The following is a 26084-nucleotide window of genomic DNA, read 5'->3' as shown; positions in this document are numbered from 1 at the left end:
TTCGCGGCGGCGGCCCCCTCGGCGCCCTGGGGACGGCCTCCGACTTCCCCGGGGGGAAACCCCCGACGAAATTCGGCGGCTCACCCCCCGGCCGGCGGCGGCCCGCCGTCCGTCAGAGGGCGCGCAGCGCCCGTTCGCACTCCCGGCACCGCTGGTCGGCAAGCGTCGGCGGGTACCAGGGTTCACCCAGGCCCGGGCGGAAGTGCGCGTGCTCCAGGTCGCCGGTGTCCCGCCCGCACAGGGTGCGCGGCAGCGGGTCCTCCGGCACGTCCGGGTCCGACCCGGCGGCGTGTACGGCCGCCACGGCGGGCTCGACCCCGTCCGGGCCGAGCAGCCCGCCGGGTTCCAGCTCGTAGAGAACGACGATCGAGGCCATGGCTCGAGGATCGGCCGCCCGCGCCGCCGGGACACCCTGGGTGGGCTGTTCGTGGCCGTCCGGCGTGTCGGGGCGCCTGCGGCCCTGCCCCGCGACACCGGCGGGCAAACCGGGACCAAACGCACCATCGGCCCGGGGCCTCCGGGCCGCGATCGGGTCCCGGTGGACCGATTCGCGGCCGGCCCGCACGGGCGCAGTCTGGTGATCACGGCGCAGCGGGCCGGGCCGGCGGGGTGTCACCCGTTCGGACCAGCCGCGTTGCCGCCGCAGGCGCCGTTGGCAAGCGTGGGCGAGGTATGCCGGCGCGCGGACGGCCGATCCACCGATCGAGGGAGTGCACGTGTACTGGAGCAGCGGGAACTACGAGGCGTTCGCCAGGCCGCGCAAGCCCGAGCGGGCCGACCGGGCGAGCGCCTGGTTCGTCGGTTCGGGGCTGGCGTCGCTCGCGGGGGCGGCGTTCCTGGTGCGCGACGCGCAGGTGCCCGGCGAGCGGATCACCGTTCTGGAGCGGCTGCGGCTGCCCGGCGGCGCGCTGGACGGCATCAAGGAGCCGGAGAAGGGCTTCGTGGTGCGCGGCGGCCGCGAGCTGGAGGACCACATGGAGTGCCTGTGGGACCTCTTCCGCTCGGTGCCCTCGCTGGAGGTCGAGGGCGCCTCGGTGCTCGACGAGTTCTACTGGCTGAACAAGGACGACCCGAACTTCTCCCTCCAGCGGGTCACCGAGCAGCGGGGCCGGGACGCCCGCACGGACGGCCTGTTCGCGCTGAACGACCGGGCGCAGAAGGACCTGGTGCGGATCTTCCTCGCCACCCGCGAGGAGCTGGAGGGCAAGCGGATCGACGAGGTCTTCTCCCGCGACTTCCTGGACAGCAACTTCTGGCTGTACTGGCGGACCATGTTCGCCTTCGAGGAGTGGCACGGCGCGCTGGAGATGAAGCTCTACCTGCACCGTTTCGTGCACCACGTCGGCGGGCTGCCGGACCTCTCCGCGCTGAAGTTCACCAAGTACAACCAGTACGAGTCGATGGTGCTGCCGCTGACCCGCTGGCTGATGGACCAGGGCGTGACCTTCCGCTTCGAGACCGAGGTCACCGACATCGACTTCGACCTCACGCCGGGGCGCAAGCGGGCGACCCGGATCCACTGGACCGAGGCCGGGAAGCCCGGCGGCGTCGAACTCGGCGAGGACGACCTGGTGTTCACCACCATCGGCTCGCTCACCGAGAACTCCGACAACGGTGACCAGCACACCCCGGCCCGGCTGGACGACGGTCCGGCGCCGGCCTGGGACCTGTGGCGGCGGATCGCCGCCAAGGACCCGGAGTTCGGCCGCCCCGAGGTGTTCTGCGGCGACATCGCGCAGAGCAAGTGGGAGTCGGCCACCGTCACCACCCTGGACCCGCGCATCCCCCGGTACATCCAGCAGGTCGCCAAGCGCGACCCGTTCGGCGGCGGCGTGGTCACCGGCGGCATCGTCACCGCCCGTGACTCCTCCTGGCTGCTGAGCTGGACGGTCAACCGCCAGCCGCACTTCAAGCAGCAGCCGGCCGACCAGATCGTGGTCTGGCTGTACTCGCTCTTCGTCGACCGGCCGGGCGACTTCGTCCGCAAGCCGATGGCGGAGTGCACCGGCGAGGAGATCACCCAGGAGTGGCTGTACCACCTGGGCGTGCCCGAGGCGGAGATCCCCGAGCTGGCCGCCGGGGCCGCGCGTTGCGTGCCGGTGATGATGCCCTACGTGACCTCGTTCTTCCTGCCGCGCAAGGCCGGCGACCGGCCGCAGGTGGTGCCGGACGGGGCGGTGAACTTCGCGTTCATCGGCCAGTTCGCGGAGACCGGGCGGGACTGCATCTTCACCACCGAGTACTCGGTGCGCACCGGCATGGAGGCGGCCTACCGGCTGCTGGACGTCGAACGCGGGGTCCCTGAGGTGTTCAACTCGACCTATGACGTGCGCAAGCTGCTCGCGGCGACCAGCCGGCTGCGCGACGGGGCCGAACTGAGCCTGCCCGGCCCGGAGTTCCTGCGCAAGCGGCTGCTGCACCGGCTGGACGCGACCGAGGTCGGCGCGCTGCTGGAGGAGTTCGGGCTGATCGACGAGGGGCGGTAGCGGCACGCCACGGGCCCGGTGGGCCCGCGGACCTGGACCGGTCCGCGGGCCCGCCGGGCCCGTGGCCGTGGGCCGGCGGTCGCCGGGGCGCAGCGGTCAGGCGGAGAGCAGGTCGCTGATGCAGCGGTCCCAGTCGATGCGGTCGGACTCGGAGCCGACCGGGACCGCCCGACCGGTGGCGCGCAGGAAGCGGGCGAGCGGGCGCGTCGGGGCGTTCAGGAGCGCCACCCCGGCCTCGCCGCCCAGCGCGATGAAGACGTGCTCGCCGGTGCCGCCGGGTTCGATGTGGACGTCGCCGTCGCCCACCGGCCCGCGCAGGCCGGCCGCCAGCAGGTCGCGGGCCAGGACCCAGACGGCCCCCTCGTCGGCGCCGAAGTCCAGGTGGACGGCGAACGGGTCGCCGGTCTCGTAGCGGCACTCGACGTCCAGGTCCCGCCCCCGCGCCTCGCCGGTGATCAGACGCATCCTCAGTTGTGCCGCCACCGTTTCGGACATCGGCCCCGCCCTCCCTCGACTCGTGCTGTCGAACGCTGTGGGCACCGTCTGCCCCGGCGGCGCCCGGTCATGCCACGCAATCGGCGGACGCGCCACCCGGCGGGCGGAGCGGGCGCGGAAGCGGTCGGTCACGGACGGTTCGCCCCGCTATCGGGTGGTTCGTCCGGCGCGCAGCGGGCAAGCAAGGCGTATGGAGGACACCCGCAACCCCCAGGTGGACACCGCGGTCGGCGGGGCCGACGCGCGGCGTCTGACGGACGAGCTGCGCGCGGCGGTGGCGGAGCCCCGCACCGCCGCGCTGGTACTGACCCGGCGGGTGCGCGCCGCGCACCAGGGCCGGGCGTGGGCTGTGCTGGGCCATCCCTCGTGGGACGCCTACGCCATGGCCGAACTCGGGGTCCCGCGGTCCACGGCCTACCGGCTGCTGGACCTCGCGGCCACCGCCGGGGTGATCGAGGAGACCGTGGCCCGCGAGGCCGGCCCCTCGTTCGCCCATGCCTGGGACGCCTGGGCGGTGCTGGACGTGGGGGCGGTGGTGGACCTGCGCGGCCGGCTGTCGGAGCTGGCCGATCTGCTCGCCGAGCGCGTGGGCCGGCTGCGCGCGGAGGCCGGCGACGAGCCGCAGGAGCCCGCCCGGGTCGCCGCCGTCGTGGCCGACGCCGTCACCGAGCTCCGCGAGCGCCCGGACGTCCCGCCCGCCGATCTGCGGACCGTCCGCGGGCCCGACGGCATGGACGTCGAGGCGTGGCGCACCACCGTCACCGAGGGGCTGGACGTGCAGCGGCGGCTGCGGGGCGGCTTCCGCGAGCTGGGCCTGCTCGCGCTGCGCGTCGCACCGGGTTACATCTCGGACCACGACGCCGAGGCGGTCCTGCACCTGCTCGGCGAGGAGGTCGGCAGCACCTGTGACGAGCTGCTGGCCTGCCGCCGCTACGCGCTGACCGGTGACGCGCGCGCCGTCGAGGGCCTGTAGGCGTCGGGGGCCCGTAGGCGTCGGGGGCCGGGGCCGCCCAGTGGCTGCTCAGTGGCCGCGCAGCAGGCGCGCGGAGTCGACCTCGGCCCAGATCGCCTTGCCCTGGCTGTGCGGCTCGGCGCCCCAGCGGTCGGCCGTGCGCTCCACGATGAACAGGCCGTGACCGCCGGGCAGCGCCGGATTGTGCGGCCGGCGCGGGGTGGGCATGAGGGGGCTGCGGTCGCTGACCTCGACCCGCAGACGGGCCCCGGTGACGTCCAGGACCATCTCCAGCGGGCCGTCCCCGTGCAGCATCGCGTTGGCGACCAGCTCCGCCGCCAGCAGCACGACGTCCTCGGCCATCCCGTCGCCGACCCCGGACGGGTACCAGTCCGCGAGCGCCTGGGCGGTGAAGGTCCTGGCGTGGGCGACCGGCTTGGGGAGCCCGGCCAGGGTCAGCCGCCTTCGCTGACCGCCCGGCGGCGCCGCGGGTCCGGCCGGCTGGGGTTCTCCGTCCAGGGTTCCCCGGCTCAGCGTCATAGGAGGGCACCCTTTCGGATCGACGGCGTCTTCCGCTTGGTCGGTTTCCCGGCGGTTCCGGAATTATGCCTGCCGCCGCGCCGGACAGCGCCCGACGGGAACCGGTCCGGATCCGGCGCGCCGGGCGGGCCGGCGCGCGCCCCGGCTCACCCCGCCAGGGCCGCGCCGACCGACTCGTGGATGGCGAACACCGTCCGCGCCCCGGTCAGGTCGAGGACCCGCATGACCGTGGCCGGAACGGCGGCGAGGCGCAGCTCCAGTCCCGCCCGCTCCGCCGCGAGGCGGGTGCGGAGCAGGACGTTCAGGCCCGAGGAGTCGCAGAAGCCCACTGCGCGCAGGTCGATCACCACGGCCGCGGGCCGTTGGGCGACCAGGTCGGCGAGGGCCTCGGCGGCCGGTGCCAGCGTCTCGACGTCGAGGTCGCCGGCCAGGACGCAGACCACGGCGCCGTCGGGTCCGGGGCGGGTTTCCACCTCCAGCTCCGGACGCGGTCGGGAGGCCGCCGGCACGCTCTCTCCCCGGTCGTCGTCGGATGGCATCATCGTCGTCCCCCTCCATGTCCGTACGATCCGACCATACGGAGATCACACCCGTCGGCCAAGTGAGGGGTGGCGGATCGGGGCCCTCGCGCTCCCGGGAGCCGCACCGCGCGGTGCGGTCAGGCGGCCCCCATCCCCTGGCGCAGATGTCGCAGCGTGCGGCTCAGGAGCCGGGAGACGTGCATCTGCGACAGGCCGAGGCGGGCACCGATCTGGGACTGCGTCATGTCCTCGCAGAAGCGCAGGGAGAGGATCAGGCGCTCGCGCTCCGGCAGGGCGGCCACCAGGGGCTTGAGCGCGACCAGGTCCTCGACGAGGTCGAGTTCCCGGTCGTCCCGGCCGAGGTGGTCGCCCAGCGGTCCGGGACCGTCGCCGTCCTCGCCGCCGCCGTCGAGGGAACCGGCGGTGTGGCCGTTGGCCGCGGTCAGGCCCTCGACCACCTCCTCGGCGCTGATCCCGACGTGCTCGGCCAGCTCGGCCACGGTCGGGGCGCGGTCCAGGCGCTGCGCGAGGCGTTCCTGGGCCCTGGCCAGCGTGATGCGCAGCTCCTGGAGGCGGCGCGGGACGTGGACGGCCCAGGTGGTGTCGCGGAAGTGCCGCCGGATCTCGCCGAGCACGGTCGGCAGGGCGAAGGTGGTGAACTCCACGCCGAGTTCGGGGTCGAAGCGGTCGATGGCCTTGATCAGGCCGAGTGCGCCGACCTGGAGGAGGTCCTCCTTCGGTTCGCGGTGCGAGTCGAAGCGGCGGATCGCGAACCGTACCAGGGAGAGGTTCATCTCCACCAGCGTGGAGCGGACGTACGAGTACTCCCGGGTCCCCTCCTCCAGGGTCGCCAGGCGGCGCAGCAGCACCTTGGTGAGTTCGCGGGCGTCCGCGGGCGCGACCTCGCGCGGGTCCTCGACGGCCGCGAGTTCGGGAGGCAGAAGGTCGCGCAGTCCGCTCGGGGACGACGCAACGGCGGGAACGAGCAAGTCACCGGTGGGGGCCACCATGGGAGTCCTTCCGTCGTGTCGGCACGGTCCTGCGCCCGCTACCCCGGATGCGCGGAAGGATGCAGTCGCCGTCTGTGAAGGTTTCGCAGAGGCGGCCGGACGGGCGTCGGAGCGGCGGGACCCTTGGAAGGTTGCCTCAGGCACCGAACTTTTTTCAACCGCGGTAAGGGGTGGGGTAGCCTCCGAGGCGGTACACACCGCGCCCGGGAACCGGTCCGCCGACCCGTTCCCGCGGCGCCAGGATCGGAGGCGAGCGTTCGATGGCCGGCCCCACGACCTTCCACGGCCCGCAGCACGACCAGGACGGAGGACCCGACACCGCGCACATGGGCGAGCCCGAGCTGCGGCTGCTGCTCGCCGGGCTGACGGCGGTGCGGGACGGCGACTTCGGGACCGAGCTGCCGGCCGACGCGGACGGGCTGCTGGGCGAGATCGCCACCGTGTTCAACGGCATGGTCGACCAGTTGTCCCGCTTCACCTCCGAGGTGACCCGGGTCGCCCGTGAGGTCGGCACCGAGGGACGGCTCGGCGGCCAGGCCCAGGTACCGGGCGTGTCGGGTTCCTGGGCCGACCTCACCGACTCGGTCAACGCGATGGCGGGCAACCTCACCACCCAGGTGCGCGACATCGCCCAGGTGGCCACCGCGGTCGCCAAGGGCGACCTGTCGCAGAAGATCACCGTCGACGCCCGGGGCGAGATCCTGGAGCTGAAGAACACCGTCAACACGATGGTCGACCAGCTGTCCTCGTTCGCCGGCGAGGTGACCCGGGTGGCCCGCGAGGTCGGCACCGAGGGCATCCTCGGCGGCCAGGCCGACGTGAAGGGCGTCTCGGGGACGTGGCGCGATTTGACCGACTCGGTGAACTTCATGGCCGGCAACCTCACCGGCCAGGTCCGGGCGATCGCCCAGGTGGCCACCGCGGTGGCCGGCGGCGACCTGTCGCAGAAGATCACCGTCAACGCGCGCGGCGAGATCCTGGAGCTGAAGGAGACCATCAACACGATGGTCGACCAGCTCAGCTCCTTCGCCGACGAGGTGACCCGGGTCGCCCGCGAGGTCGGCTCCGAGGGGCGGCTCGGCGGCCAGGCCCAGGTGGACGGCGTCTCCGGCACCTGGAAGCGGCTGACCGAGAACGTCAACCGCCTCGCCGGCAACCTCACCCGGCAGGTGCGCTCGATCGCCGAGGTGACCAGCGCCGTCGCCGCCGGCGACCTGACCCGCTCGATCACCGTGGACGCCTCCGGCGAGGTCGCCGACCTCAAGGACAACGTCAACTTCATGGTGCAGTCGCTGCGCGAGACGACCCGCGCCAACGAGGAGCAGGACTGGCTGAAGACCAACCTGGCCCGCTTCTCGGCGCTGATGCAGGGCCGGCGCGACCTCGTGGTCGTCGCCGAGTCCGTGATGGACGAACTCGCCCCGCTGGTCTCCGCGCAGTGCGGCGCCTTCTACCTCGCCGAGGAGGGCCCCGAGGGGACGGTGCTGCAGCTCGTCGGCTCCTACGCGTTCCCCGACGGCGAGCGCCCCACCCGCTTCCGGCTGGGCGAGTCGTTCGTCGGCCAGGCGGCGCGCAGCCGGCGGACCATCACCGTCGACTCGCTGCCGCCCGACTACCTGGCCGCCTCCTCCGGACTCGGCCGCACCGGCTCGCTGTCCCTGGTGGTGCTGCCGATCGTGGTCGAGGAGCAGGTCCTCGGCGTGATCGAACTGGCCTCCGTCCAGCCGTTCACCCAGGTCCACCGGGACTTCCTCGACCAGCTGATGGAAACCATCGGCGTCAACGTCAACACCATCATCGCCAACGCCAGGACCGACGAACTGCTCGGCGAGTCCCAGCGGCTCACCGCCGAACTCCAGGCCCGCTCCGAGGAGTTGCAGGCGCGCCAGGAGGAGCTCCAGGCCTCCAACGCGGAGCTGGAGGAGAAGGCCGAGCTGCTCGCCGCGCAGAACCGCGACATCGAGGCCAAGAACCTGCAGATCGAGCAGGCCCGCCAGGAGCTGGAGGACCGCGCCCACCAGGTCTCGCTCGCCTCGACGTACAAGTCGGAGTTCCTGGCCAACATGAGCCACGAGCTGCGCACCCCGCTCAACAGCCTGCTCATCCTGGCCCAGCTGCTCGCCCAGAACCCGACCCGGAACCTGACCGCCAAGCAGGTCGAGTACGCCGGCATCATCCACTCGGCCGGCTCCGACCTGCTCCAGCTGATCAACGACATCCTCGACCTCTCCAAGGTCGAGGCGGGCAAGATGGACGTCAACGTCGAGGCCGTGCCGCTGGGCGCGCTGCTCGACTACGTCGAGGCCACCTTCCGCCCGATGACCGGTCAGAAGAACCTCGCCTTCGCCGTCCACACGGTCGACGGCGTGCCCGCCGAACTCGCCACCGACGACTACCGGCTGCGCCAGGTGCTGCGCAACCTGCTGTCCAACGCGGTCAAGTTCACCGAGCAGGGCCGGATCGAACTGCGCATCGAGCCGGCCGCCGCGGCCGAACTCCCCGACGGCGTACGGCGCGACGGCGGCCCGGTGCTCGCCTTCCGGGTGGGCGACACCGGCATCGGCATCGCGCCCCAGCACCTGGAGACCGTCTTCGGCGCCTTCCAGCAGGCCGACGGCACCACCAGCCGCAAGTACGGCGGCACCGGTCTCGGCCTGTCGATCAGCCGCGAGATCGCCTACCTGCTCGGCGGCGCGATCACCGTCGAGAGCACCCTCGGCCGGGGCAGCACCTTCACCCTGTACCTCCCCGCCGCCCGGCCCGACACGGCCGTCGGCACGGACGGGGCGACGCGCCGGGCACCGAGCCGCGCCCCGGAGCCGTCCGGGGACGAGGAGGACGGCCCCGACGGACGGCCGGGCGCCGACGGTCCGCGCCGCCTGCTCGTGGTGGAGGGCCGCCCGAACGGCCTGCTGTCGCTGGTGGCGGAGAACGCCGTGGCCGACCTGGCCCGCTACGCCGGTGCGCGGCGCCAGGTGGAGATCGTCACCGCGGTCGGCGCCCACGAGGCCGCCACCGCGCTGGCCACTTCCGCGTGCCACTGCGTCGTCCTGGAGCTCGACCTGCCGGACGGCAGCGCGGCGACGCTCCTGGCGGAGATGGAGCGCGACCCGGCGCTGCACACCGTCCCGGTGCTGGCGCACCACAACCGGGGCGTCGGCGCGGAGGACGAGCACGCCGTGCGCCGGGACGGCAGCCGGCCGCTGGAGTTCCTGTCCAGCCTGGACGAGCTGCGCGAGCGCGTCGCGCTGCACATGAGCGCCGACCGCCCCGGGGCGGTGCTGCCGCTGGTGCGCGGCGCCGAGCGCGGCACCGCCTGGAGCCCGCAGGCCGATCCGACGCTGGCCGGCCGCACCGCGCTGGTGGTCGACGACGACGACCGCAACCTCTACGCGCTCACCAGCATCCTGGAGCTGCACGGCCTGCGGGTGCTCCAGGCGGAGAACGGCCGCGCGGCGCTGGAGGCGCTGGCCGCCCATCCCGGGATCGACGTCATCCTGATGGACGTGATGATGCCGGAGATGGACGGGTACACGGCCACCGCGGCGATCCGCGCGATGCCCGAGCACGAGGGGCTGCCGATCATCGCCGTGACCGCGAAGGCGATGATCGGCGACCGGGAGAAGAGCCTGGCCTCGGGCGCCAGCGACTACATCACCAAGCCGGTCGAGGCGGCCGAGGTGATCGGCCGCATCAGGCACCACCTGACCCGGTAGCGTCCGCCCGCCGCGGCCACCGGCCCGAAGCCCCAGGAGTCACCACCGTGCAGCAACCGCAGGACCCCCCGCCCACGGGCCTTCCCGCGCCGTCCGAGGGCGCACCGCGGGTCCGCCCGCAGCGCGGCCCCGCTGCGGTCGGCGGCACGCCGGCCGGGGAGGCGACGGCGGTCGGGCGGCTGGCCGGCACCGTGGAGCGGCTGCGGCTGGAACTGGAGCGGGCCCAGGCCCACTCCGCGGGCCGCGCCGTGGTGGAGATGGGCGTCGGCGTACTCGTCGAACGGCTGCGCTGCGGCCCCACCGAGGCGGCCGGGCAGCTGGAGAGCCTCGCCGAGCAGTCGGGCGTGTCGACCCTGGCGCTGGCCGCCGACCTCGTCAACCAGGCCGCCGCGGACCAGATCTCGGCGCTCGCCCGCGCGTTCGTCGAAGGGGCCGCCGTGCCCCCGGACGGACCGGACGGACCGGACGAACCGGTGGCGGTCCGGCTGCGGAGCACCGAGGCGGACGCCCTCGCGGGCGGGGACGCCGCGGCGGCCGCCCGGGCCATGCTCGACCACGCGCTGCGCCCGCTCGGCGTGGCGGCCGTCGCGCTCTGGGCGGCCCACCCTGACCTCTCGCTGTCACTGGCTGGGAGCGCCGGCTTCCACGAGGAGGAGGCCCGCCGCTGGCGCCACGTGCCGCCGGGCGTGCCGACCCCGGCCCGGCGCGCCCTGGACGAGCGGGCGGCGGTCGGCTGTCCGACCCTCGACGAGGCCTCGCTGCCCTCGGTCGGCCAGCACGAGATCCGCGGCGGCCGGCTGGCCGTCCCGGCCGGCAGGGGCGGGCGGCTGATCGGGGTGCTGGAACTCTGCTGGCACGAGGAGCTGCCGGAGCTGCCCCAGCCGCTCCAGCGGCAGTTCGAGGCGCTCGCCGAGGTGGCCGCCGCCACCCTGGAGTCCGGGGCCGGGCGGGGGCCGCACGCGCCGGAGGCCGCGGACACGCAGTTCGAGGAGCTGCGGCAGCTCACCGACGGCCTGCTCGACCCGTGCATGGTCCTGCGGGTGGCGCCCGACGGCGACGACCTGCCGCCGCCGTTCGTGATCCGGCACGTCAACCCCGCCTTCGTCGACTTCGCCGGCCGGCCCACCGGCGCGATCGCCGGCGCCCGGCTGCTGGAGGCCTACCCGCTGGCGGCCGAGCCGGGCGGACTGGCCGAGAAGGTCGAGCACGTCTTCGCCACCGGGGAGCCGTTCCGCGCCCCCGACCTGCGGCTCGCCGCCCTGGTCGACGGGGTGCCGCTGGTCACCCGGGCGCAGGTGAGCATCAGCCGCCACGGCAGCCACCTGGCGGTGGTCTGGCGCCTGGACGACGGCACCCCGCGGGTGGCCCGGCTCCTCCAGCACGCCCAGCGGCTGGGCCGGATCGGCGGCTTCGAGGAGGACCTGCGCACCCGCCGGATCGCCTGGAACGACACCCTGTTCGAGCTGCACGGGCTGCCGCCCACCGCATCGCCGATCGCCCTCGACCAGCTCCCCGACCACGCCCACCCGGACGACCGGCACGCCCTCGGCCGCTTCCTGCGCACCCTGCTGCACCACCACCGCCCGGCGTCCACCGCCTTCCGGCTGCAGCGCCCCGACGGCGTCACCCGGCACATCCGGGTCGTCGCGGAGCCGGTGCACGAGCCCGGCAGCGGGCTGCGCACCGTGCGCGGCGCCTACCAGGACATCTCCGCCCAGCACTGGACGGAGGTCGCGCTCGCCGCCACCCGTGACCAGCTCGCCCAGAGCGAGCAGCAGGCCGCCGAGCGCAGCCGCCTCGCCCTCCAGCTGCAGCACGCCATCATGCCGCCCGCGCGCGGCCCGCTGGACCTGCCGGACCTGCGGGTCGGAGTGCGCTACCGGCCGGCCGAGAAGGGCCACCTGGTCGGCGGCGACTGGTACGACGCCCTGCCGCTGCCCTCGGGGGACGTGCTGCTGTGCGTGGGCGACGTCGCCGGCCACGGTATCGAGGCCGCGACCGGGATGGTCGCCCTGCGCAACGCGCTGCGCGGCCTGGCCGCCACCGGGGCCGGGCCGGGCCAGCTGCTGGGCTGGCTGAACAGCGTCACCCACCACCTGACCGACAACGTGACCGCCACCGCCGTCTGCGGCCTCTACCGGCCCGGCTCGCGCCGGCTGCGCTGGGCTCGGGCGGGCCATCCGCCGCCGGTGCTGCTGCGCGGTGGGCGGGCGGCCGTGCTCCCGCAGCTGGGCGGCATCCTGCTCGGCGCGGTCGATCAGGCCGAGTACGAGGAGGGCGAGCTGGTCCTGGAGCCGGGCGACGAGCTCGTGATGTACACCGACGGGCTGATCGAGCGCCGCGACGAGTCCTTCCAGGCGTCGCTGGCCGGTCTGATGGCGCTCGCCGAACAGGCCCGCACCGCGGCGGCCGGCGGCGCGGACGGGCTGGAGGAGCACCTGGACCACCTGCTGCGCTACAGCAACGCCGACACGGACGACGACACCTGCCTGGTCGGGATCGCCGTGCGGTAGCGCGCGGCGCGGGGCGGACGGGCTCGGCGGCGGCGGTGTCGGACCAGGCGTCCGCGATGCGTTCCAGGCCCTGCCGGAGGCCGAGCGCCCGTTCGTGCGGGGTGCCGGCCGCGCCGTCGCCGAACTGCCGGCGGTCCTGCTCCGGTCACCGTCGGGCCCTCGGGCGGTCGGGTTCCACGGCGCGCCCGGGCCACCTGCGACACGGCGTCACAGGCGGCCCGGGCGAAGCTCAGTAGCGCAGGACGGCGGCGATCCGCCCGGCGTCGGACAGGGTGCCGTCGGGCACGAAGCTGACCCGGCCGCCGGTGTCGAGGGTGCGCTCGACGACCTCGTCGACGATGTCCTCGCGCGCGCCGGACTCCTCGGCCGCGGCCGGCACCAGGTGCTCGCCGTCGTCGCGGACGGTGGTGCGGAAGTTCTCCTCGACCACCAGCCGGCCGAGCCGGCCGTCGCCGGCGGCCCGCCAGACCTCGTCCAGGCCGGCGGCGAAGGTCTGGCGGCCGCGCGCCGCGTCGAGCTGGGTGAGGGCCTCGGTGGTCTCGCGCTCGGCCTGGGCCCGGACGGCGGGCTCGACCACCTTGCGGACCGTCTCGGCGTCCGCCTGGGCGAGGCCGCCGTGCGGGATCTGCTCGGTGGCCTCCTTGGCGATCGGGCCGACGGCGTCCAGCAGGGCGAGCGCGGCGGCCTCGCCGGTCACGTAGAGCGGGCGGCGGACGGCGGCCAGCAGCTTGCCGACCTCGGTGTCCGCCTGCCGCAGGAAGGTCTTGGTCTCCTCGTCGCGGAAGGTGCTGGGCGTGTCGCCGATGCGCTCCTGCCGCTCGGGGTCGGGGTTGTCGAAGACCCGCACCAGCGGGAAGCCGTGGGCGCGGTCCTCGGTGACCCGCTCCTCGTCACCGCCCCACAGCACCACCCGGTCGGCGGCGACCGCGAGCACCCAGTAGGGGCGCTCGGCGGCCTGGGCGGCGACCAGGTTGCGGGTGAGGAAGGTGTCCGACAGCACCACCCGGGCGGGCGCGGTGCGCCCGAGCGACCACACCTGGTGCTCCCCGGGGGCGGCGAGGATCGCCAGGCCGTCCTCGGCGTGCACCAGGTCGACCTCGGTGAGGGCCCGGTCGAGCTGCTCCAGCACGTCGATCCGGTCCGCGCGGGAGACCTCGGGGTCGGCCTGGACCCTCTCCTTGGCCTCGGCCAGCAGGTTGCGCAGCCGGACCGGGTCCTGCGCGTTGTCCGGCTCCCGGCGGTGCGTGGGCATCAGGATGGACACCGCCGGATACCGCCTCGGCCGGCGCAGCTCGGCGAGGACGGCGGGGCTGAGGGCGCGCTGCATGGAGACCCTTTCCGAAGGCGGCTCGGCCTTCTCTGCCTGGACACGCGGAGCCCGGAACCGCTCCCGCATGTCCGTAATGCCCTCAATGTACCGAGATGCCACTCGGCCCGCCGCCTGCCGCCTGCCGCTCGCCGCCGGTCGTCCGTCGTCACTCGATCCAGACCAGCACCCCGTGCCGGCGGGTCGCGGCCGCCCGCAGGAAGTCCGCCAGGGCGCGGTACTCGGCCGTCACCAGGTGCAACGAGTCCTCGTCCGTCCACAGGCCCTGCGGATAGACCCGCGCCTCGGCGAGGTCCACCGCCGCGACCCCCTCGGTCAGCCGTCCCGGGTCGAGCGCGGCGAGCGCCTCGGCGGCCAGCCGGACCCGGTCCGGGGCGATCAGGGACGGCGGCCCGTACCCCCAGTCCTCCGCACCCGGCAGCTCCTCCTCCCCGTGCACGAGGTCGACCGGGAACCCGTGACGGCGCAGCAGGAAGTCGAGCGCCTGCCACGCCTTCCCCGTCTCGTGCAGCCGCGCCCACCCGCACGCACGCTCACCGCCGTCCGCCTCGTCCAGCTCCTCGACGAACTCCAGGGCCCACTCCGGCTCCCGCGCCGCCCGCCCCAACTCCCCGGCGCTGAGCCGGAGATACCGCCCGATCATGCTCATGGCCGCAGCCTAGGCCGGGCCACCGACAGGCCGGCCCGGCCCGTACGGCCGCGCTCCGCACCGCGGTGCCGTCCCACCGGGGAACGGACGAAGGTCCGTGTCGCGCCGGGCCCGGCTCAGGCGGGGTGGCCGGCCTCGAGGTCGTCGACGTCGCGGTAGGACAGCACCGCGGCGGCGCCGGCGGGCGGGGCCTCGACGGCCACCGGGGCCAGCAGCAGGCCGGTGTGGTCGCCCCAGTCGGCGCAGTCCAGCACCCGGCCGACGAACCACGCCGGCGCCTGCGCGAGCACCGGCACCCCGAACGGCCCGTGGTACCACTCGACGCCCGCGAACTTGTCGGTGTCGTCCCCGCTGCGGCCGCCGAACAGCGCGGCCAGCCCGTGCCCGTACGGCAGCAGGTGGACGCCCAGCGCGGCGGCCGCGAGGGCGGCGCCATGGGTGTGGTTGGCCTTGGAGATCCACACCACGAACCGCACGGGGTCGATCGAGCACTGGCCCGCGAAGCCGACCAGGCACCCCGCCGGCGGCGGCCCGGGCGCGGTGACCACGTACACCGGGTAGTCCAGCAGGGCCGCGAACGTGTCGAAGTCGCCCATGCCCCCAGCCTAGGAGCCCGCGTTCGCCGAGACCGACTCCACCGAGGACCTCGGGAGGATCGACATCCCGGTCCTGACCGTCCGGCCCCGTCTCCCGTAGGCTGGGCAGGGCCGTGCGGCGAGTGGCCGGATCGAGTGGGAGGCGGACCGATGGACGGAAGCGGCGTCCTCTGGTGGGTCACCGGCGCGGTGGTGGCCGCCACCCTGGCGGTCGCGGTCGTCCTGGCGGTGAAACTGGTCCGGGCCCGCAAGCTCCTCGCCTCGACCGGCATCCCGATGTCGGCCAAGGTCCTGTTCTGGGCGTCCATCGCCTACCTGGTCAGCCCCGTCGACCTGCTTCCCGACCCCATCCTGCTGGACGACATCGGGCTGCTCCTGGTGGCCCTGCGCACCCTGCACAAGGCGGTCGGGAACGCCTCGCGCGGATCCGCCGCGGCCGACCGCCACCGGTCGGCCTGACGCGACCGCCCCCGGGACACCCGCCCCTCACGGGCGGCCTCCCCAGGCCGCGCACAGTGCTCATCGGCGGACCGGCCGAGGAGCTCGGCCGAGGACCGTCAGGGCCGCGGTGTCCGGCCGGGCGGGGTGAGGGCGGTGTCGGCGAGGATCCTGCGGACCGTCCCGTCGAGGGTGCTGCGCTGCGGGACGACGTGTTCGAGGCCGCCGGGCAGGAGGTCGTCGGCCCGGTACCAGCAGGCCATGTCCTCGGGGGAGAACTCGGTGGCCTGCGGGCGGGTGGCGTGCCGGCGCACCGTCTCGTCGAAGTCGACCGCCAGGTAGTACAGATGGCTGCGCCCCTCGTGCTCGGCCACGAGCCGGGCCAGCATCGGCCCGTAGTGGTCGGCGGTGAGGATGCCCTCGACCACGACGTGGAAGCCGTGGTCGAGGGCGTACCGTGCGACCAGGTCGATCAGGCCGATGTTCGCCCCTGCGGCGATGTCCCGCTCACGCAGCACCGTCCGGCGCAGCACGTCCTGGCCGACGAGGGCGACGCCCCGCCCGTACGCGGCGCGCAGCCGCGCGGCGACGCTCGACTTCCCCGCGCCGCTCGGTCCGCGCACCACGATCAACACCGTCTCCCGGCTGCCCGTCATGCCGGGACCGTCCCCGGAAGGCCTTCGTTCCACACCGCCCCGGCGCCGGCCCGCCAGGCGCTCCCTCGCTGGCCGGCCTTCTCCAGGACCGCAGGAATGACCCGTCCGGCGTGCCGGGGCGGCGTGTCGGGGCCGGATCGCGGCCGGGCGGGGGGAGGGTGGCCGGCGGGGGAACTCACCAGAAGGAGCGAGGATGCCCGAAGTCACCACTCCGTACGCGACCGGGACCCCGTGCTGGGTCGATCTCATGGCGAGGGACCAGCAGGCCGCGCTGGACTTCTACCGCGACCTGCTCGGCTGGCAGGGCACGCCCGGCCCGGCCGAGTTCGGCGGTTACGCGGTCTGCGAGCTCAACGGCAAGGCCGCCGCGGGCATCGGCCCGGTGATGGCCCCCGAGGGCGTGCCGGAACCGCCCACCGTCTGGACCGGCTACCTGGCGAGCACCGACGCCCAGGCCACCCAGGACGCGATCGTCGCCGCCGGCGGCACCCTGCTGGCCCCGGTGATGGACGTCGGCGACCTGGGCCGGATGCTGGTGGCGGCCGACCCGCAGGGCGCGGTGTTCGGCGTCTGGCAGCCGGGCGCGTTCTTCGGCGCCCAGGTGGTCAACGAGCCCGGCGCGCTGACCTGGAACGAGCTGCACACCAGCGACCTGCCGGGCGCCACCGCCTTCTACGGCGAGGCGTTCGGCATCGAGATCGAGCCGCTGGAGGGCGCGGACGCGTACTGGGAGCTGCGGGTCGGCGGCCGGCCGGTCGGCGGCGCGACGCTGCTCGCCAACGACCCGCCCGGCACCCCGGCGCACTGGCTGACCTACTTCGCGGTCGACGACGTGGACTCGTCGGTGGACGCCCTGGTCAAGCGCAACGGCACCGTCCTGGCCCCGCCGTTCGACATGATCGCCGGGCGGATGGCGGTGGTCGCCGACCCGCAGGGCGCGCCGTTCGCCCTGGTCACCCCGGCCTCGCCGTAACCGGAGCCGCGGTGGTGCCCGCCGCCGGCTCAGCGGCGGTCGCCCGCCCGCAGCTCGGCGGCGATCTGGCGCCGACCGGAGACCAGCGCCTCCAGCACCACCGCGGCGCAGACGAGCAGCGCCAGCGCCGCGGTGGGTGCCAGCACCGGCAGGACGCGCGGGGCCGGTGCGTCGTCCACCGTCGCGCCGACCAGCAGTGACAGGTCGAACGCCGGCCCGAGCAGGAGGACGGCCACCGTCGCGACCGCGGCGCCGCCGGCCACCGCGGCCAGGGTCTGCGGGACGGTCTCGGCGATGATCAGCGCCAGGCCCTGGCGGGGGCGCAGTCCCATGGTGCGCAGCCGGGCGAGCAGCGCCGCGCGGTCGGGCGAGGCCCGCAGCACGGTCAGCAGGACGGCGAGCAGGGCGAATCCGGTCCCGGCGGCGGCCGCGGACCGGAACTGCCGCACGGTGGAGTGCTGGAGGGGGTCGGCGGCCAGTCGGGCGTCCACCTCGCGGCTGGTGCGCACCTGGTAGCCGTCGGGGATGCCGTCCGGTTCCCGGCTGACCTCCCGGGCCTCCGCGCGCAGGAGCTCGGCCAGGCCCGTCGCGTCGGCGAGGCCGCTGTGCGCGAAGAGCGAGCGCAGCCGGTCCCCGTCGATGTCGCCGACGGCGAACCAGTTGTCGGCGCGGGCGAGTTCCGGCAGCCGCGCCGAGGCGGGGCCGACCGGCAGCACGATGAACTCGCGGATCGCCTCGGGCAGCGCGGGGGTGGCGGCCACGGTGCCGGCGACGGCGACGAGCAGTTCGCCGCCGGGGGTGCGCAGCCGCTGCGGGCCGGCCGGGAGCCGCTCGGCGAGGCCGGGGCTGACCAGGGCGGGCAGCGGGGTGTCGGGGCCGCCGGGCGGCGCGGTCAGGGCGGCGGGGTCGAACGGGCCGGCGCCGACGGTGCGGGCGATCTCGGCGTACGCCCGTGGCTCGACCACCACCGTGGTGGCCTGGACGGCGAGCCGGCCGGTGCCGAGGACGTAGGTCTGCCGCTCGATCCGGACGGGGCCGGCGGCGCGGACGCCGGGCAGTGCGGCGGCGGCCGTGAGGAACGCTTCGGGCAGGGGTGCGTCGAGCGGGACCGAGACCGCGGCGTCGCCGCCGATCGCCGTGCGGGCCGCGCGCAGCCGGGCGCCGTCGACGGTGTCGAGCACGGTGGCCCCGAAGCCGGCGGTGGTGACGGCAATCAGCAGCGCGAGCGTCGGCAGCACGGCGGGCCGGCGGTGGCCGGTGGCGTCGCGGGCGGTCCGGGCGAGGCCGAGGAAGCCGATCAGGCCGCGTCCGCGCCGGGCGGTGGCGGCGAGCCGGCCGACCAGCCACGGCTGGACGCGGGCCAGCAGCAGGCCGCCGGTGAGCGCGACCAGCAGCGGTGCGGCGACCAGCAGTGGGTCCGGTCCGGCGCCGGGCGGGGCCGCGCCCCGGCGGCGGACCTCGGCCACGGCGGCGGCCGTGAGGGTGAGGGCGAGGAGTTCGCCGACGAGCCGGCGCCGGGTCCGTACGGTCGTCCCCGTCCGCGCGGTCGTCCCCGTCCGCGCGGTCCGGGGCCGGGCCGGCCGCAGGGCGGCGCGCAGCGGGAAGGCCAGCAGGGCGACCAGGGCGGTGGCGCCGGCCGCGAGGGCGGACGCCGTCCAGCGCGGGGCGGGCAGCAGGAGGACGGCGAGCGCGGTGCCGGCGGCGGCGGCCGGCAGGACGGTGACCGCGTTCTCGCCGAGCAGGCGCAGCAGGACGCCGGTGCGCGAGCCGCCGCGGGCCCGGAGCAGCCGGAGTTCGGCGGCGCGCCGGTCGGCGGCGAGGGCGGCGGCCAGGCAGAGCACCACGGCGATGACGCCCGCGACCCCGGCCGGGCCGATCGCCGCCAGCGGGGCGGTGGCCCGGTGGCGGGCGGTGGCGTCGGCGAGCACCCCGGGCAGCAGGGTGGAGACGCTCAGGTCGGGCCGGCCGGTCTCCTCGGCGGCCCCGACAGCGCCGGGACCGGCGAGGTACGAGCCGACGCCGGAGCGGAGTTCGGCGAGCCGGTCGGCGCGCAGGGCGTGCGGGTCGAGGGGCAGGCGCCAGAAGTCCTCGCCGCCCCCGCCCCAGGCGAGCAGCCCGGCGAGGCCGTCCGCGCCGACGAAGCCGCCGGTCTCCCAGCGCACGCCGCCGCCGTCGAGGGTCTTCAGGCAGGCGCGGTCGGGGCAGGGCAGTTCCTGCCAGAAGCGTTCGCGGGGGTCGTCGGCGCGGTAGAGGCCGACGATCCGGGCGCGCACCGGGGCTCCGTCGTCGGCGCCGCTGTCGGAGCCGCCGTCGACGAGGTCGCCGAGCTCGAGCCGGATGCTCTCGGCGGCCCGCGCGCTGACGACGATCGGCAGCGGCTCCCCGGGCAGGGCGGGGCCGGGCCAGCTGCCCTCGGTCAGGGTCGCGTGCTCGGCGAGGCCCCGCAGGTACGTCAGGTGCAGCTGCGGGGCGATCCCGCCGGGCCGGTCGTACCCGTCGCCGAGCATCGGCCGGTCGGTCAGGGCGCGGGTGCCGTGGTGTTCGCCGTCCCGGGTGAGCGGGAGGTCGGAGCCGATCCGCGCCACCAGCCGCTCGCGCAGTGTGTCGAGGTCGGCGGCCCGGGCGCCGGGGCGCGGGCGGGCGGTGAGGTGGAGGCTGGTGGCCTTGACGCCGCGGTCGAGGACGAACCCGGCCACCGCGCTGTCCGCGCCCCGGTCGGCGGCCCTGGGCAGTGCCGCCGCGGTGAAGACGGTGGCCAGCGTGAGCACGGCCGTGAGCAGGGCGGCCGCCCGCGCCGACCGCAGCCGCGTCCGTACCCAGGACGCCGGCCGATGGGCGTCGCCGTGGCGACCGTGCACGCCGTGGTCCAGCATCCCGCTTCCTCCCCCGCGCGCCGGGCGCACCGATCACCGGCCCCCGAGCGCCGAATAGCGGACGATGCTGTCAGATGGACCCGGAGGAACGGAAGGGCCTTCCGGGCAGGGCCCGGCCGTTCGGGCAAGGTCCGCCCGCCCTTTCGCCCGCCCGCCCTTTCGCCCAGCCGCCCGCGCCGGAGCGGGCCGGCGGGGGGCGGCTGACAGTGGCGCGTGGGACAGTTCCGTCCATGAACATCACGACCGCACTGCACAGTTGGGACGACTCCGTGGCCCTCTTCGAGCGCCGCGGCCTGCCCGAGGACTCCTACGAGAACCTCTACGAGGAGGAGTACGACGTCCACGCCGGCGACCTGTCGGTCGAGGGAAACCTCGACCTCGACGCCGCCGAGCCGGACGGCACCGGCTACATCGTCGACGGCGACCTCACCGTCGACGGCGCGATCCTCAACACCGACGACGGCTGCCCCGCGCTGATCGTCCTCGGCGACCTGCGGGCCGCTGCCGTCTACCTGGAGGGCGACGCCAAGCTCCTGGTCCGCGGGAACGTCCGGGTCGGCGCCTTCGTCGGCCACATGACCGACAAGCTGGTGATGATAAACGGCGACCTGCGCGCCCAGGTCACCGTCCTGTCCTCCGAGTTCAGCCCGGACCTCATCGGCGGCACCCTGCACGGCCCGGTGCTCGCGCCCCCGTACCTCGCGCCCGACCCGCAGACGCCGGTCGCCCCCGAGAACGTGCTGGTTCCCGAGGTCCTGCGCGCCGAGGACGAGAACGACCCCGACGAGCTGCGCGGCTTCGACGCCCCCGGCGTCCACGGGGGCCGCCTGTTGCAGCGCATCGAGGCCGGACTGCCCGTCACCCTGGCCGGACGGTAGGCAGCCGGCCCCGTCGGCGCGGGGACGGGGCCGCCCCGGCGGACCTGGAATACTGGGCGGATCCGGTGGGTGGAGGGGTCATGGGTGTGAGCGGGCAGGACGGCGGGGACGCCGCGCGGGCCGAGGACGACCGGCCGACCGATCCCGAGGCGGAACGGCTCGGGCGCCGGATCGAGTTCCTGTTCGCCCACGTGCAGCCGCTCGGCCGGCGGTACACCCTCCAGGAGGTCGTGGACGGGATCCGCGACGCCGCCCGGCCGGGCGAGCCCAAGCTCTCCGTCGGGCGGCTCTGGATGCTGGTCAAGGGCAGGGCCGCCAACCCCACCGTCGGCACCCTGCGCGCGCTCGGCGACTTCTTCGGCGTCCCGCAGGCCTACTTCATCGACGACGAGGTGGCGGAGCGCGTCACGGCGCAGCTCTCGCTGATCGCCGCGATGCGCGCCAACGACGTCCGCTCGGTCGCGCTGCGGGCCGCCGCGGTGGCGACCATGTCGGCGCACGGGGTGGACGCCGTGCGCTCGCTGGTGGAGCGCAGCGGACTGCTGGAGTCCGAGGTGGGGGCGGGTGGTTCGTCCACGGATCTGCCGCCCGCCGCCGGACCGTTCGTCTAGACTCCGTCAAGGGCGCACGGGCGGGCGCGCGTGGTGCGGGGACCGCGCGGACGAGGAGTCGTGCGTACCGGGGGTGCGCATGCGGGAAGTGGAGTGGCGGCCGTTCAAGGCTCGGTGCGACGGGCTGATCGGCGAGTTGGACGTCCCCGGACCCTTCACCGTCGAGCGGCTGGCCGACGCGGTGGCCGGGCGGCGCGGCCGGCCGATGCGGCTGATCCCGCTGCCCCGGGCCGACTCCGGCGGCGGGTCGGGGATCTGCGGGGTGTGGATGGCCCTCGGCGGCGCCGACCACGTCTACTACGCGGCGGTGACCAGCCCCGTCCACCAGACCCACATCGTGCTGCACGAGTTGGCGCACATGCTGCTGGACCACCGGCAGGAGGGCCCGCCGGACCACGCGGGCTTGCGGCAGCTCTTCCCCGACCTCGACCCGGCGATGGCCGCCCGGCTGCTGGCCCGGGACCGCACCCGGGCGACCACCGACCAGGAGGAGGAGGCCGAACTGCTGGCCTCCCTGCTGTGGCAGCACTTCGACACCCTCCCGGCCGCGCTGCCGGGCGCCACCCGGGAGTCCGCCGAGACGCTCGCCCTGGTGCGCTGCACCTTCGCCGACACCTACGAGTGGAGGGGGCCGGATGCGGCCGTTTGACCTGGCGGTGCTGCCGCCGGTGTGGATCCTGACCCTGTGGAGCCTGCGCGGGCTGCTCGACGCTCCCCGGCGCGCCCGGGTGCTGCGGGCGATGTGGGCGTGCTGGGCGGTGTCGATGACGCTGGGGGCGCCGGTGGTCCGCCGGATGGTGGACGCGGCCCTGGGCGTCGCCAGCGTCACCAACCTGCTGGTCCACCTGGCCGGCCTGGCGGCGACGGCGACCGCGCTGGAGTTCGTCCGGGAGATCACCGGACGGGCCCACGGGCGGGTGTCGCGGCTGAACCTGGCCGGTCTGGCGGCCGCGGCCGCCGCGCTCACCGCGCTGTTCGCCGCGATGCCGCGCCCGGACGGCGAGGTCGACCTGCTGACGTACGCGCAGGGCTCCTTCACCGTCTACCTCTACTGGGTGGTGCTGACCGCCGACATCGCGATCGGCGTGCTGGCCGCCGCCCGGCTCTGGTGGGTGCACGGGAGGCACGCCGCGCCCGGGCCGATGCGGACCTCGCTCCAGCTGATGCGGGTGTCGACCGTGCTGGCCTCGGCCTATCTGGCCCACCGGCTCTGGTATCTGACGGTCCGCCAGTGCGGCCGGGAGGACCTGGCGCCGGCGGCCGTCGCGGGCACCAGCCAGGTCCTGCTCGCGCTCGGCCTGGTGCTGTTCGCGCTCTCGGTGGCCTGGCCCTCGCTGGCCGACCACCGGCAGAAGCGGCTGGCCGTCCGGCAGGCCGACCGGATCGCCCCGCTCTGGCGGCTGCTGCAGTCGGCGACGCCCGGGGTGGCGCTGCCACTGCCGCAGGAGCTTCGGCGCCACAACCCCCGGCTGCGGCTGTACCGGTACGTGATCGAGATCCGGGACAGCGCGCTGACGCTGGAGCGGCACCTCGACGCGGCCCGGCAGGGCGCCGCCGAGGCGGAGCTGACCGCCGCCGGTCTCGGCGGCGGCCGGCTCGCCCCGGCGGTCGAGGCGGCCCTGCTTCGCTACGCCGCGGCGGCCGAACTCGCGGGCGTCCCGGCCGGCTCCGAGGGCCGGCCCGAGGTGCGGGAGGCGCTGGACCTGGAGGCCGAGATCGCCTGGTTCGAGCAGGTCGCGGCGGCCGTCGAGCTGCCCGCGGTGGTCGCGGCCGCCCGGCGCCTCGCGGCGGTCAGCGGCGTGCCGGGCGGGGGCGGCGGAGCGGGGTGACCGCCGCCGCCACCGCCACCGCCGCCCGGTGGGCGTCAGTTGGCCCGGCCGTCCCAGTTCGCGGAGACGGGCAGGTCACCGTTGGCGCCCCAGCCGAGCTTGGTCAGCGAGCCGTCGTCCATCCGCAGGTGGAACTCCCCGGTCGACGGACGGAAGATCCCGATGTTGTCCGGGCCCGCGCCGTCCCAGTTCGCCGACACCGGCAGGTCACCGGCCTGACCCCAGGAGATCTTCGTCAGCGAGCCGTCGTCCATCCGCAGATGGAACTCCCCCGTCGACGGACGGAAGATCCCGATGTTCCCGGCCGCACCGCCGTCCCAGTTCCCCGCCACCGGAAGGTCACCGGCCTCACCCCACGGGATCTTCACCAGCGAACCGTCATCCATCCGCAGATGGAACTCCCCCACCGACGGACGGAAGACGCCGATGTTGTCCGGACCGGCACCGTCGAAGTTCGCCGACACCGGCAAGTCGCCGTTCTCACCCCAGCTCACCTTGGTCAGCGAGCCGTCGTCGTACCGCAGGTGGAACTCACCCGTCGAGGGACGGAACACACCCACGTTGTCCGGACCCGCACCGTCGAAGTTCCCCGACACCGGCAGATCACCGGCCTCGCCCCAGCTCACCCTGGCGAGCGAGCCGTCGTCGTTGCGCAGGTGGAACTCACCGGTGGACGGGCGGAAGATGCCGATGTTGTCGGGACCCGCACCGGCGTTGCCGCCGAACAGGGCGGCGGCGATGCGCACGCCGTCGGGGGCCTGGACCGGGTACCGCTCGGGGAAGCCGGAGCGCTGGACCTCCTGGCAGAGGACGCCGATGTCCCGAGTCTGCCAATTGGGCCGCTGGAGCAGCTCGTTGAGGAAGGCGTTGGTGGTCCAGGTCGGGTCCATCCGCTGGTTGAAGCTGCCCCAGGAGGCCCGCTGCTGGAACAGGCCGACGCTGTCGTGGTCGACGACATTGGGGTTGTTGCGGATCTCGGATTCGACGATGGCCGTGGTCAGGGCGATCGCCGCGGCCCGCTCGGGCAGGTTGCGGGCCTTGACCGTGTTGACGATCGCACGGGCGCAGGAGACCCGGTAGGCGGTCATGGCGCCGCGCAGCTTTCCGGTCAGGACGCCGTTGAGCTGGTTGGCCACGGTCTGGTCGGAGCCGATGATCGGTCCGCAGGAGTAGTCGGGGATCGCCGCGAGCGCGGACGGCCCGTAGAGGTCACTGGCGTCGTCCGCCAGGGCGGCGGGCGCGGCGGCGAGCAGGCCGGCGGTCAGAGCGGCCGCGGTGGCGACGGCGGCGAGGTGGTGGCGCACGGTGCTGTTCACGTGGTGGTGTCCTGCCTCGGTTCGGAGGTCGGTGAGGGGGAGTCAGGAACGCCGTCCCGGAGGCGCGACCGCTCGTCGCGCCTCCGGGGCGGCGCGGAATCAGCGGCGGGCGTCCCAGTTGGCGGAGACGGGCAGGTCACCGCTGGCGCCCCAGGAGATCTTCGTCAGCGAGCCGTCGTCCATCCGCAGGTGGAACTCACCGGTCGACGGACGGAAGATCCCGATGTTGTCGGGGCCCGCGCCGTCCCAGTTCGCCGACACCGGCAGGTCACCGGCCTGACCCCAGGAGATCTTCGTCAGCGAGCCGTCGTCCATCCGCAGATGGAACTCCCCCGTCGACGGACGGAAGATCCCGACGTTCCCGGCCGCACCGCCGTCCCAGTTCCCCGCCACCGGCAGGTCACCGGCCTCACCCCACGGGATCTTCACCAGCGAACCGTCATCCATCCGCAGATGGAACTCGCCCGCCGACGGACGGAAGATCCCGATGTTGTCCGGACCGGCACCGTCGAAGTTCGCCGACACCGGAAGGTCACCGGCCTGACCCCAGCTCACCTTGGTCAGCGAGCCGTCGTCGTACCGCAGGTGGAACTCACCCGTCGAGGGACGGAACACACCCACGTTGTCCGGACCCGCACCGTCGAAGTTCCCCGACACCGGAAGGTCACCGGCCTCGCCCCAGCTCACCTTGGCGAGCGAGCCGTCGTCGTTGCGCAGGTGGAACTCACCCGCCGACGGACGGAAGATCCCGACGTTCTCCGGACCCGGGCCGGGGTTGGTCGCGTCGTCGACGATGCTGTTGTTGCGGACGGGCTTGAACGTTCCGTAGCCCGAGAAGTACGGGTACGGGATCGTGCGGTGGTGCACGCCGCTGCCCGTGAACTCGTAGCCGCTGTAGGCGGTCTGCGAGGAGTCCGTCCAGCCCCCGAAGAGGACGATGTGACCGGACGCGCCGGCCGCGTCGTTGAGCAGGGCGTCGCCCGGCTTGAGCTGGCTCTTGTTGATCCAGGAGGCGACACCGCTCGGGACGAAGTCGGGCGTGGTCAGTCCGGGAGTGCCGAGGTTCCAGGCCATCGACACATAGCCCGAGCAGTCGGTCCGGTAGCCCTGGTAGGTCTTGTACCAGTTGTATTCGAGCCCCTTGCCGACCCAGGAATCGGCGCGCTGGATCGCCTGGCTGCGGGTGATCTGCGGGCCGGCCGTCAGCCGGGCGACGGCGGCCGCGCCGGACTCGCCCTGGCCGGCGCCTCCCTTGTCGATGCGTTCGAGCGCGGCGGCCGAGGGAGCCGACGGCGCGGAATCGGCCGCGACGGCCGGCGTGGTGGCGACGATGCCGCCGATGACCGCCGCCGCGACGGCTATGGCCTGACCACGGGTCAGGGCACGCTTGATGGACATCTGGTTCTCCCCCTTGGCAGTGGATGGTGGCTGAGCACGACGCCCGGCCGGCTGTGGCCGGGCCCGTGACCCGCTCCCGTCGCCGCGCTCACCCCTGGTGCCGGTGCGACGGCCGGTCACGACGAGCATCATTCAGGCCGCATGCGAACAGAGTCAACGTTTAGTGAAAACGCAGAGTCGGATGCCTGGCTTGATCAATGCACGCCACACCACTGAGATATGCCGAACTATCAGGAAAAAGCGAAGAGATCCGCAGGCCGCAGGTCGACTCCCCCGGGATCTCTTCTGGCTCAAATTTTCACTCTGA

22 protein-coding genes are annotated in these 26084 nt (G+C 74.7%); 10 read left to right on the top strand and 12 right to left on the bottom strand.

Features of this window, described 5'->3' with window-relative positions; genetic code table 11:
- Nucleotides 1-112 precede the first annotated feature (112 nt).
- Nucleotides 113-376 (bottom strand): hypothetical protein, encoded by a 264-nt coding sequence (locus ACFCLZ_RS37450; RefSeq protein WP_380282385.1) that lies wholly within the window; start codon nt 374-376, stop codon nt 113-115.
- 340 nt (nt 377-716) lie between these two features.
- Between ACFCLZ_RS37450 and ACFCLZ_RS37445 the strand changes: the two genes are divergently transcribed.
- A complete protein-coding gene (locus tag ACFCLZ_RS37445) occupies nt 717-2486 on the top strand; it encodes an oleate hydratase (RefSeq protein WP_380282384.1) in 1770 nt (589 codons plus the stop codon).
- A 96-nt stretch (nt 2487-2582) separates the two neighbouring features.
- On the opposite strand, the gene ACFCLZ_RS37440 is transcribed toward ACFCLZ_RS37445, so the two are convergent.
- The gene (locus ACFCLZ_RS37440) at nt 2583-2981 is read right to left on the bottom strand and encodes an SsgA family sporulation/cell division regulator (RefSeq protein WP_380282383.1); all 399 of its coding nucleotides are present in this window, start codon (nt 2979-2981) and stop codon (nt 2583-2585) included.
- 190 nt (nt 2982-3171) lie between these two features.
- Here ACFCLZ_RS37440 and ACFCLZ_RS37435 point away from each other — a divergent pair, with 190 nt between their 5' ends.
- Complete coding sequence (locus ACFCLZ_RS37435; protein WP_380282382.1) at nt 3172-3954, top strand: hypothetical protein; 783 nt, start codon at nt 3172-3174, stop codon at nt 3952-3954.
- A 48-nt stretch (nt 3955-4002) separates the two neighbouring features.
- Here the strand turns inward: ACFCLZ_RS37435 and ACFCLZ_RS37430 are convergent, their stop codons facing one another.
- The 3 genes from ACFCLZ_RS37430 to ACFCLZ_RS37420 all read right to left on the bottom strand — a co-directional run bounded on the left by ACFCLZ_RS37430 (nt 4003) and on the right by ACFCLZ_RS37420 (nt 6004).
- Nucleotides 4003-4473: an ATP-binding protein gene (locus tag ACFCLZ_RS37430; protein WP_380282381.1), complete on the bottom strand. Its 471-nt coding sequence runs from the start codon at nt 4471-4473 to the stop codon at nt 4003-4005.
- Nucleotides 4474-4619: 146 nt separating this feature from the next.
- Nucleotides 4620-5015: an STAS domain-containing protein gene (locus tag ACFCLZ_RS37425; protein WP_380282380.1), complete on the bottom strand. Its 396-nt coding sequence runs from the start codon at nt 5013-5015 to the stop codon at nt 4620-4622.
- 116 nt (nt 5016-5131) lie between these two features.
- The gene (locus ACFCLZ_RS37420; protein WP_380282379.1) at nt 5132-6004 is read right to left on the bottom strand and encodes a SigB/SigF/SigG family RNA polymerase sigma factor; all 873 of its coding nucleotides are present in this window, start codon (nt 6002-6004) and stop codon (nt 5132-5134) included.
- 260 nt (nt 6005-6264) lie between these two features.
- Between ACFCLZ_RS37420 and ACFCLZ_RS37415 the strand changes: the two genes are divergently transcribed.
- Entirely contained in the window at nt 6265-9720 is a 3456-nt protein-coding gene (locus ACFCLZ_RS37415; protein ID WP_380282378.1) for a HAMP domain-containing protein, read from the top strand.
- A gap of 47 nt (nt 9721-9767) precedes the next feature.
- A complete protein-coding gene (locus ACFCLZ_RS37410; protein ID WP_380282377.1) occupies nt 9768-12233 on the top strand; it encodes a SpoIIE family protein phosphatase in 2466 nt (821 codons plus the stop codon).
- Nucleotides 12234-12462: 229 nt separating this feature from the next.
- Here ACFCLZ_RS37410 and ACFCLZ_RS37405 read toward each other — a convergent pair whose 3' ends face one another.
- The 3 genes from ACFCLZ_RS37405 to ACFCLZ_RS37395 form a co-directional block, all read right to left on the bottom strand.
- The gene (locus ACFCLZ_RS37405) at nt 12463-13560 is read right to left on the bottom strand and encodes a chemotaxis protein (protein WP_380282376.1); all 1098 of its coding nucleotides are present in this window, start codon (nt 13558-13560) and stop codon (nt 12463-12465) included.
- Between the two features lie 148 nt (nt 13561-13708).
- A complete protein-coding gene (locus ACFCLZ_RS37400; RefSeq protein WP_380282375.1) occupies nt 13709-14209 on the bottom strand; it encodes a YfbM family protein in 501 nt (166 codons plus the stop codon).
- A gap of 116 nt (nt 14210-14325) precedes the next feature.
- On the bottom strand, nt 14326-14805 hold the full coding sequence (locus ACFCLZ_RS37395) for a flavin reductase family protein (protein ID WP_380282374.1): 480 nt from the start codon (nt 14803-14805) through the stop codon (nt 14326-14328).
- Between the two features lie 150 nt (nt 14806-14955).
- Between ACFCLZ_RS37395 and ACFCLZ_RS37390 the strand changes: the two genes are divergently transcribed.
- A complete protein-coding gene (locus ACFCLZ_RS37390; RefSeq protein ID WP_380282373.1) occupies nt 14956-15264 on the top strand; it encodes a DUF1232 domain-containing protein in 309 nt (102 codons plus the stop codon).
- Between the two features lie 98 nt (nt 15265-15362).
- Here ACFCLZ_RS37390 and ACFCLZ_RS37385 read toward each other — a convergent pair whose 3' ends face one another.
- Nucleotides 15363-15899, bottom strand: a complete 537-nt coding sequence (locus ACFCLZ_RS37385; protein ID WP_380282372.1) for an AAA family ATPase — start codon at nt 15897-15899, stop codon at nt 15363-15365.
- Nucleotides 15900-16092: 193 nt separating this feature from the next.
- On the opposite strand from ACFCLZ_RS37385, the gene ACFCLZ_RS37380 reads away from it, so the two are divergent.
- Nucleotides 16093-16872, top strand: coding sequence for a VOC family protein (locus tag ACFCLZ_RS37380; protein ID WP_380282371.1), 780 nt, complete (start codon nt 16093-16095; stop codon nt 16870-16872).
- A 29-nt stretch (nt 16873-16901) separates the two neighbouring features.
- Here the strand turns inward: ACFCLZ_RS37380 and ACFCLZ_RS37375 are convergent, their stop codons facing one another.
- A complete protein-coding gene (locus ACFCLZ_RS37375; protein WP_380282370.1) occupies nt 16902-19745 on the bottom strand; it encodes a hypothetical protein in 2844 nt (947 codons plus the stop codon).
- A gap of 230 nt (nt 19746-19975) precedes the next feature.
- Here ACFCLZ_RS37375 and ACFCLZ_RS37370 point away from each other — a divergent pair, with 230 nt between their 5' ends.
- The 4 genes from ACFCLZ_RS37370 (at nt 19976) to ACFCLZ_RS37355 (ending at nt 23063) form a co-directional block, all read left to right on the top strand.
- A complete protein-coding gene (locus tag ACFCLZ_RS37370; protein WP_380282369.1) occupies nt 19976-20623 on the top strand; it encodes a hypothetical protein in 648 nt (215 codons plus the stop codon).
- An 80-nt stretch (nt 20624-20703) separates the two neighbouring features.
- Complete coding sequence (locus ACFCLZ_RS37365) at nt 20704-21234, top strand: hypothetical protein (protein ID WP_380282368.1); 531 nt, start codon at nt 20704-20706, stop codon at nt 21232-21234.
- Between the two features lie 79 nt (nt 21235-21313).
- Complete coding sequence (locus ACFCLZ_RS37360) at nt 21314-21883, top strand: hypothetical protein (protein WP_380282367.1); 570 nt, start codon at nt 21314-21316, stop codon at nt 21881-21883.
- Nucleotides 21870-23063, top strand: coding sequence for an MAB_1171c family putative transporter (locus tag ACFCLZ_RS37355; protein ID WP_380282366.1), 1194 nt, complete (start codon nt 21870-21872; stop codon nt 23061-23063). Before ACFCLZ_RS37360 ends, ACFCLZ_RS37355 begins: the two co-directional genes overlap by 14 nt.
- Nucleotides 23064-23098: 35 nt before the next feature.
- Here the strand turns inward: ACFCLZ_RS37355 and ACFCLZ_RS37350 are convergent, their stop codons facing one another.
- Both ACFCLZ_RS37350 and ACFCLZ_RS37345 read right to left on the bottom strand, forming a co-directional pair.
- Complete coding sequence (locus ACFCLZ_RS37350; RefSeq protein WP_380282365.1) at nt 23099-24379, bottom strand: hypothetical protein; 1281 nt, start codon at nt 24377-24379, stop codon at nt 23099-23101.
- Between the two features lie 99 nt (nt 24380-24478).
- The gene (locus ACFCLZ_RS37345) at nt 24479-25777 is read right to left on the bottom strand and encodes a hypothetical protein (RefSeq protein WP_380282364.1); all 1299 of its coding nucleotides are present in this window, start codon (nt 25775-25777) and stop codon (nt 24479-24481) included.
- Between the last annotated feature and the right edge of the window lie 307 nt (nt 25778-26084).

Origin of the sequence: Kitasatospora purpeofusca (assembly GCF_042691725.1) — a bacterium.
Lineage (GTDB): Bacteria > Actinomycetota > Actinomycetes > Streptomycetales > Streptomycetaceae > Kitasatospora > Kitasatospora purpeofusca_B.
Note: the sequence above shows the minus strand (reverse complement) of the source record. Positions and strands in the feature narration are given on the sequence as shown.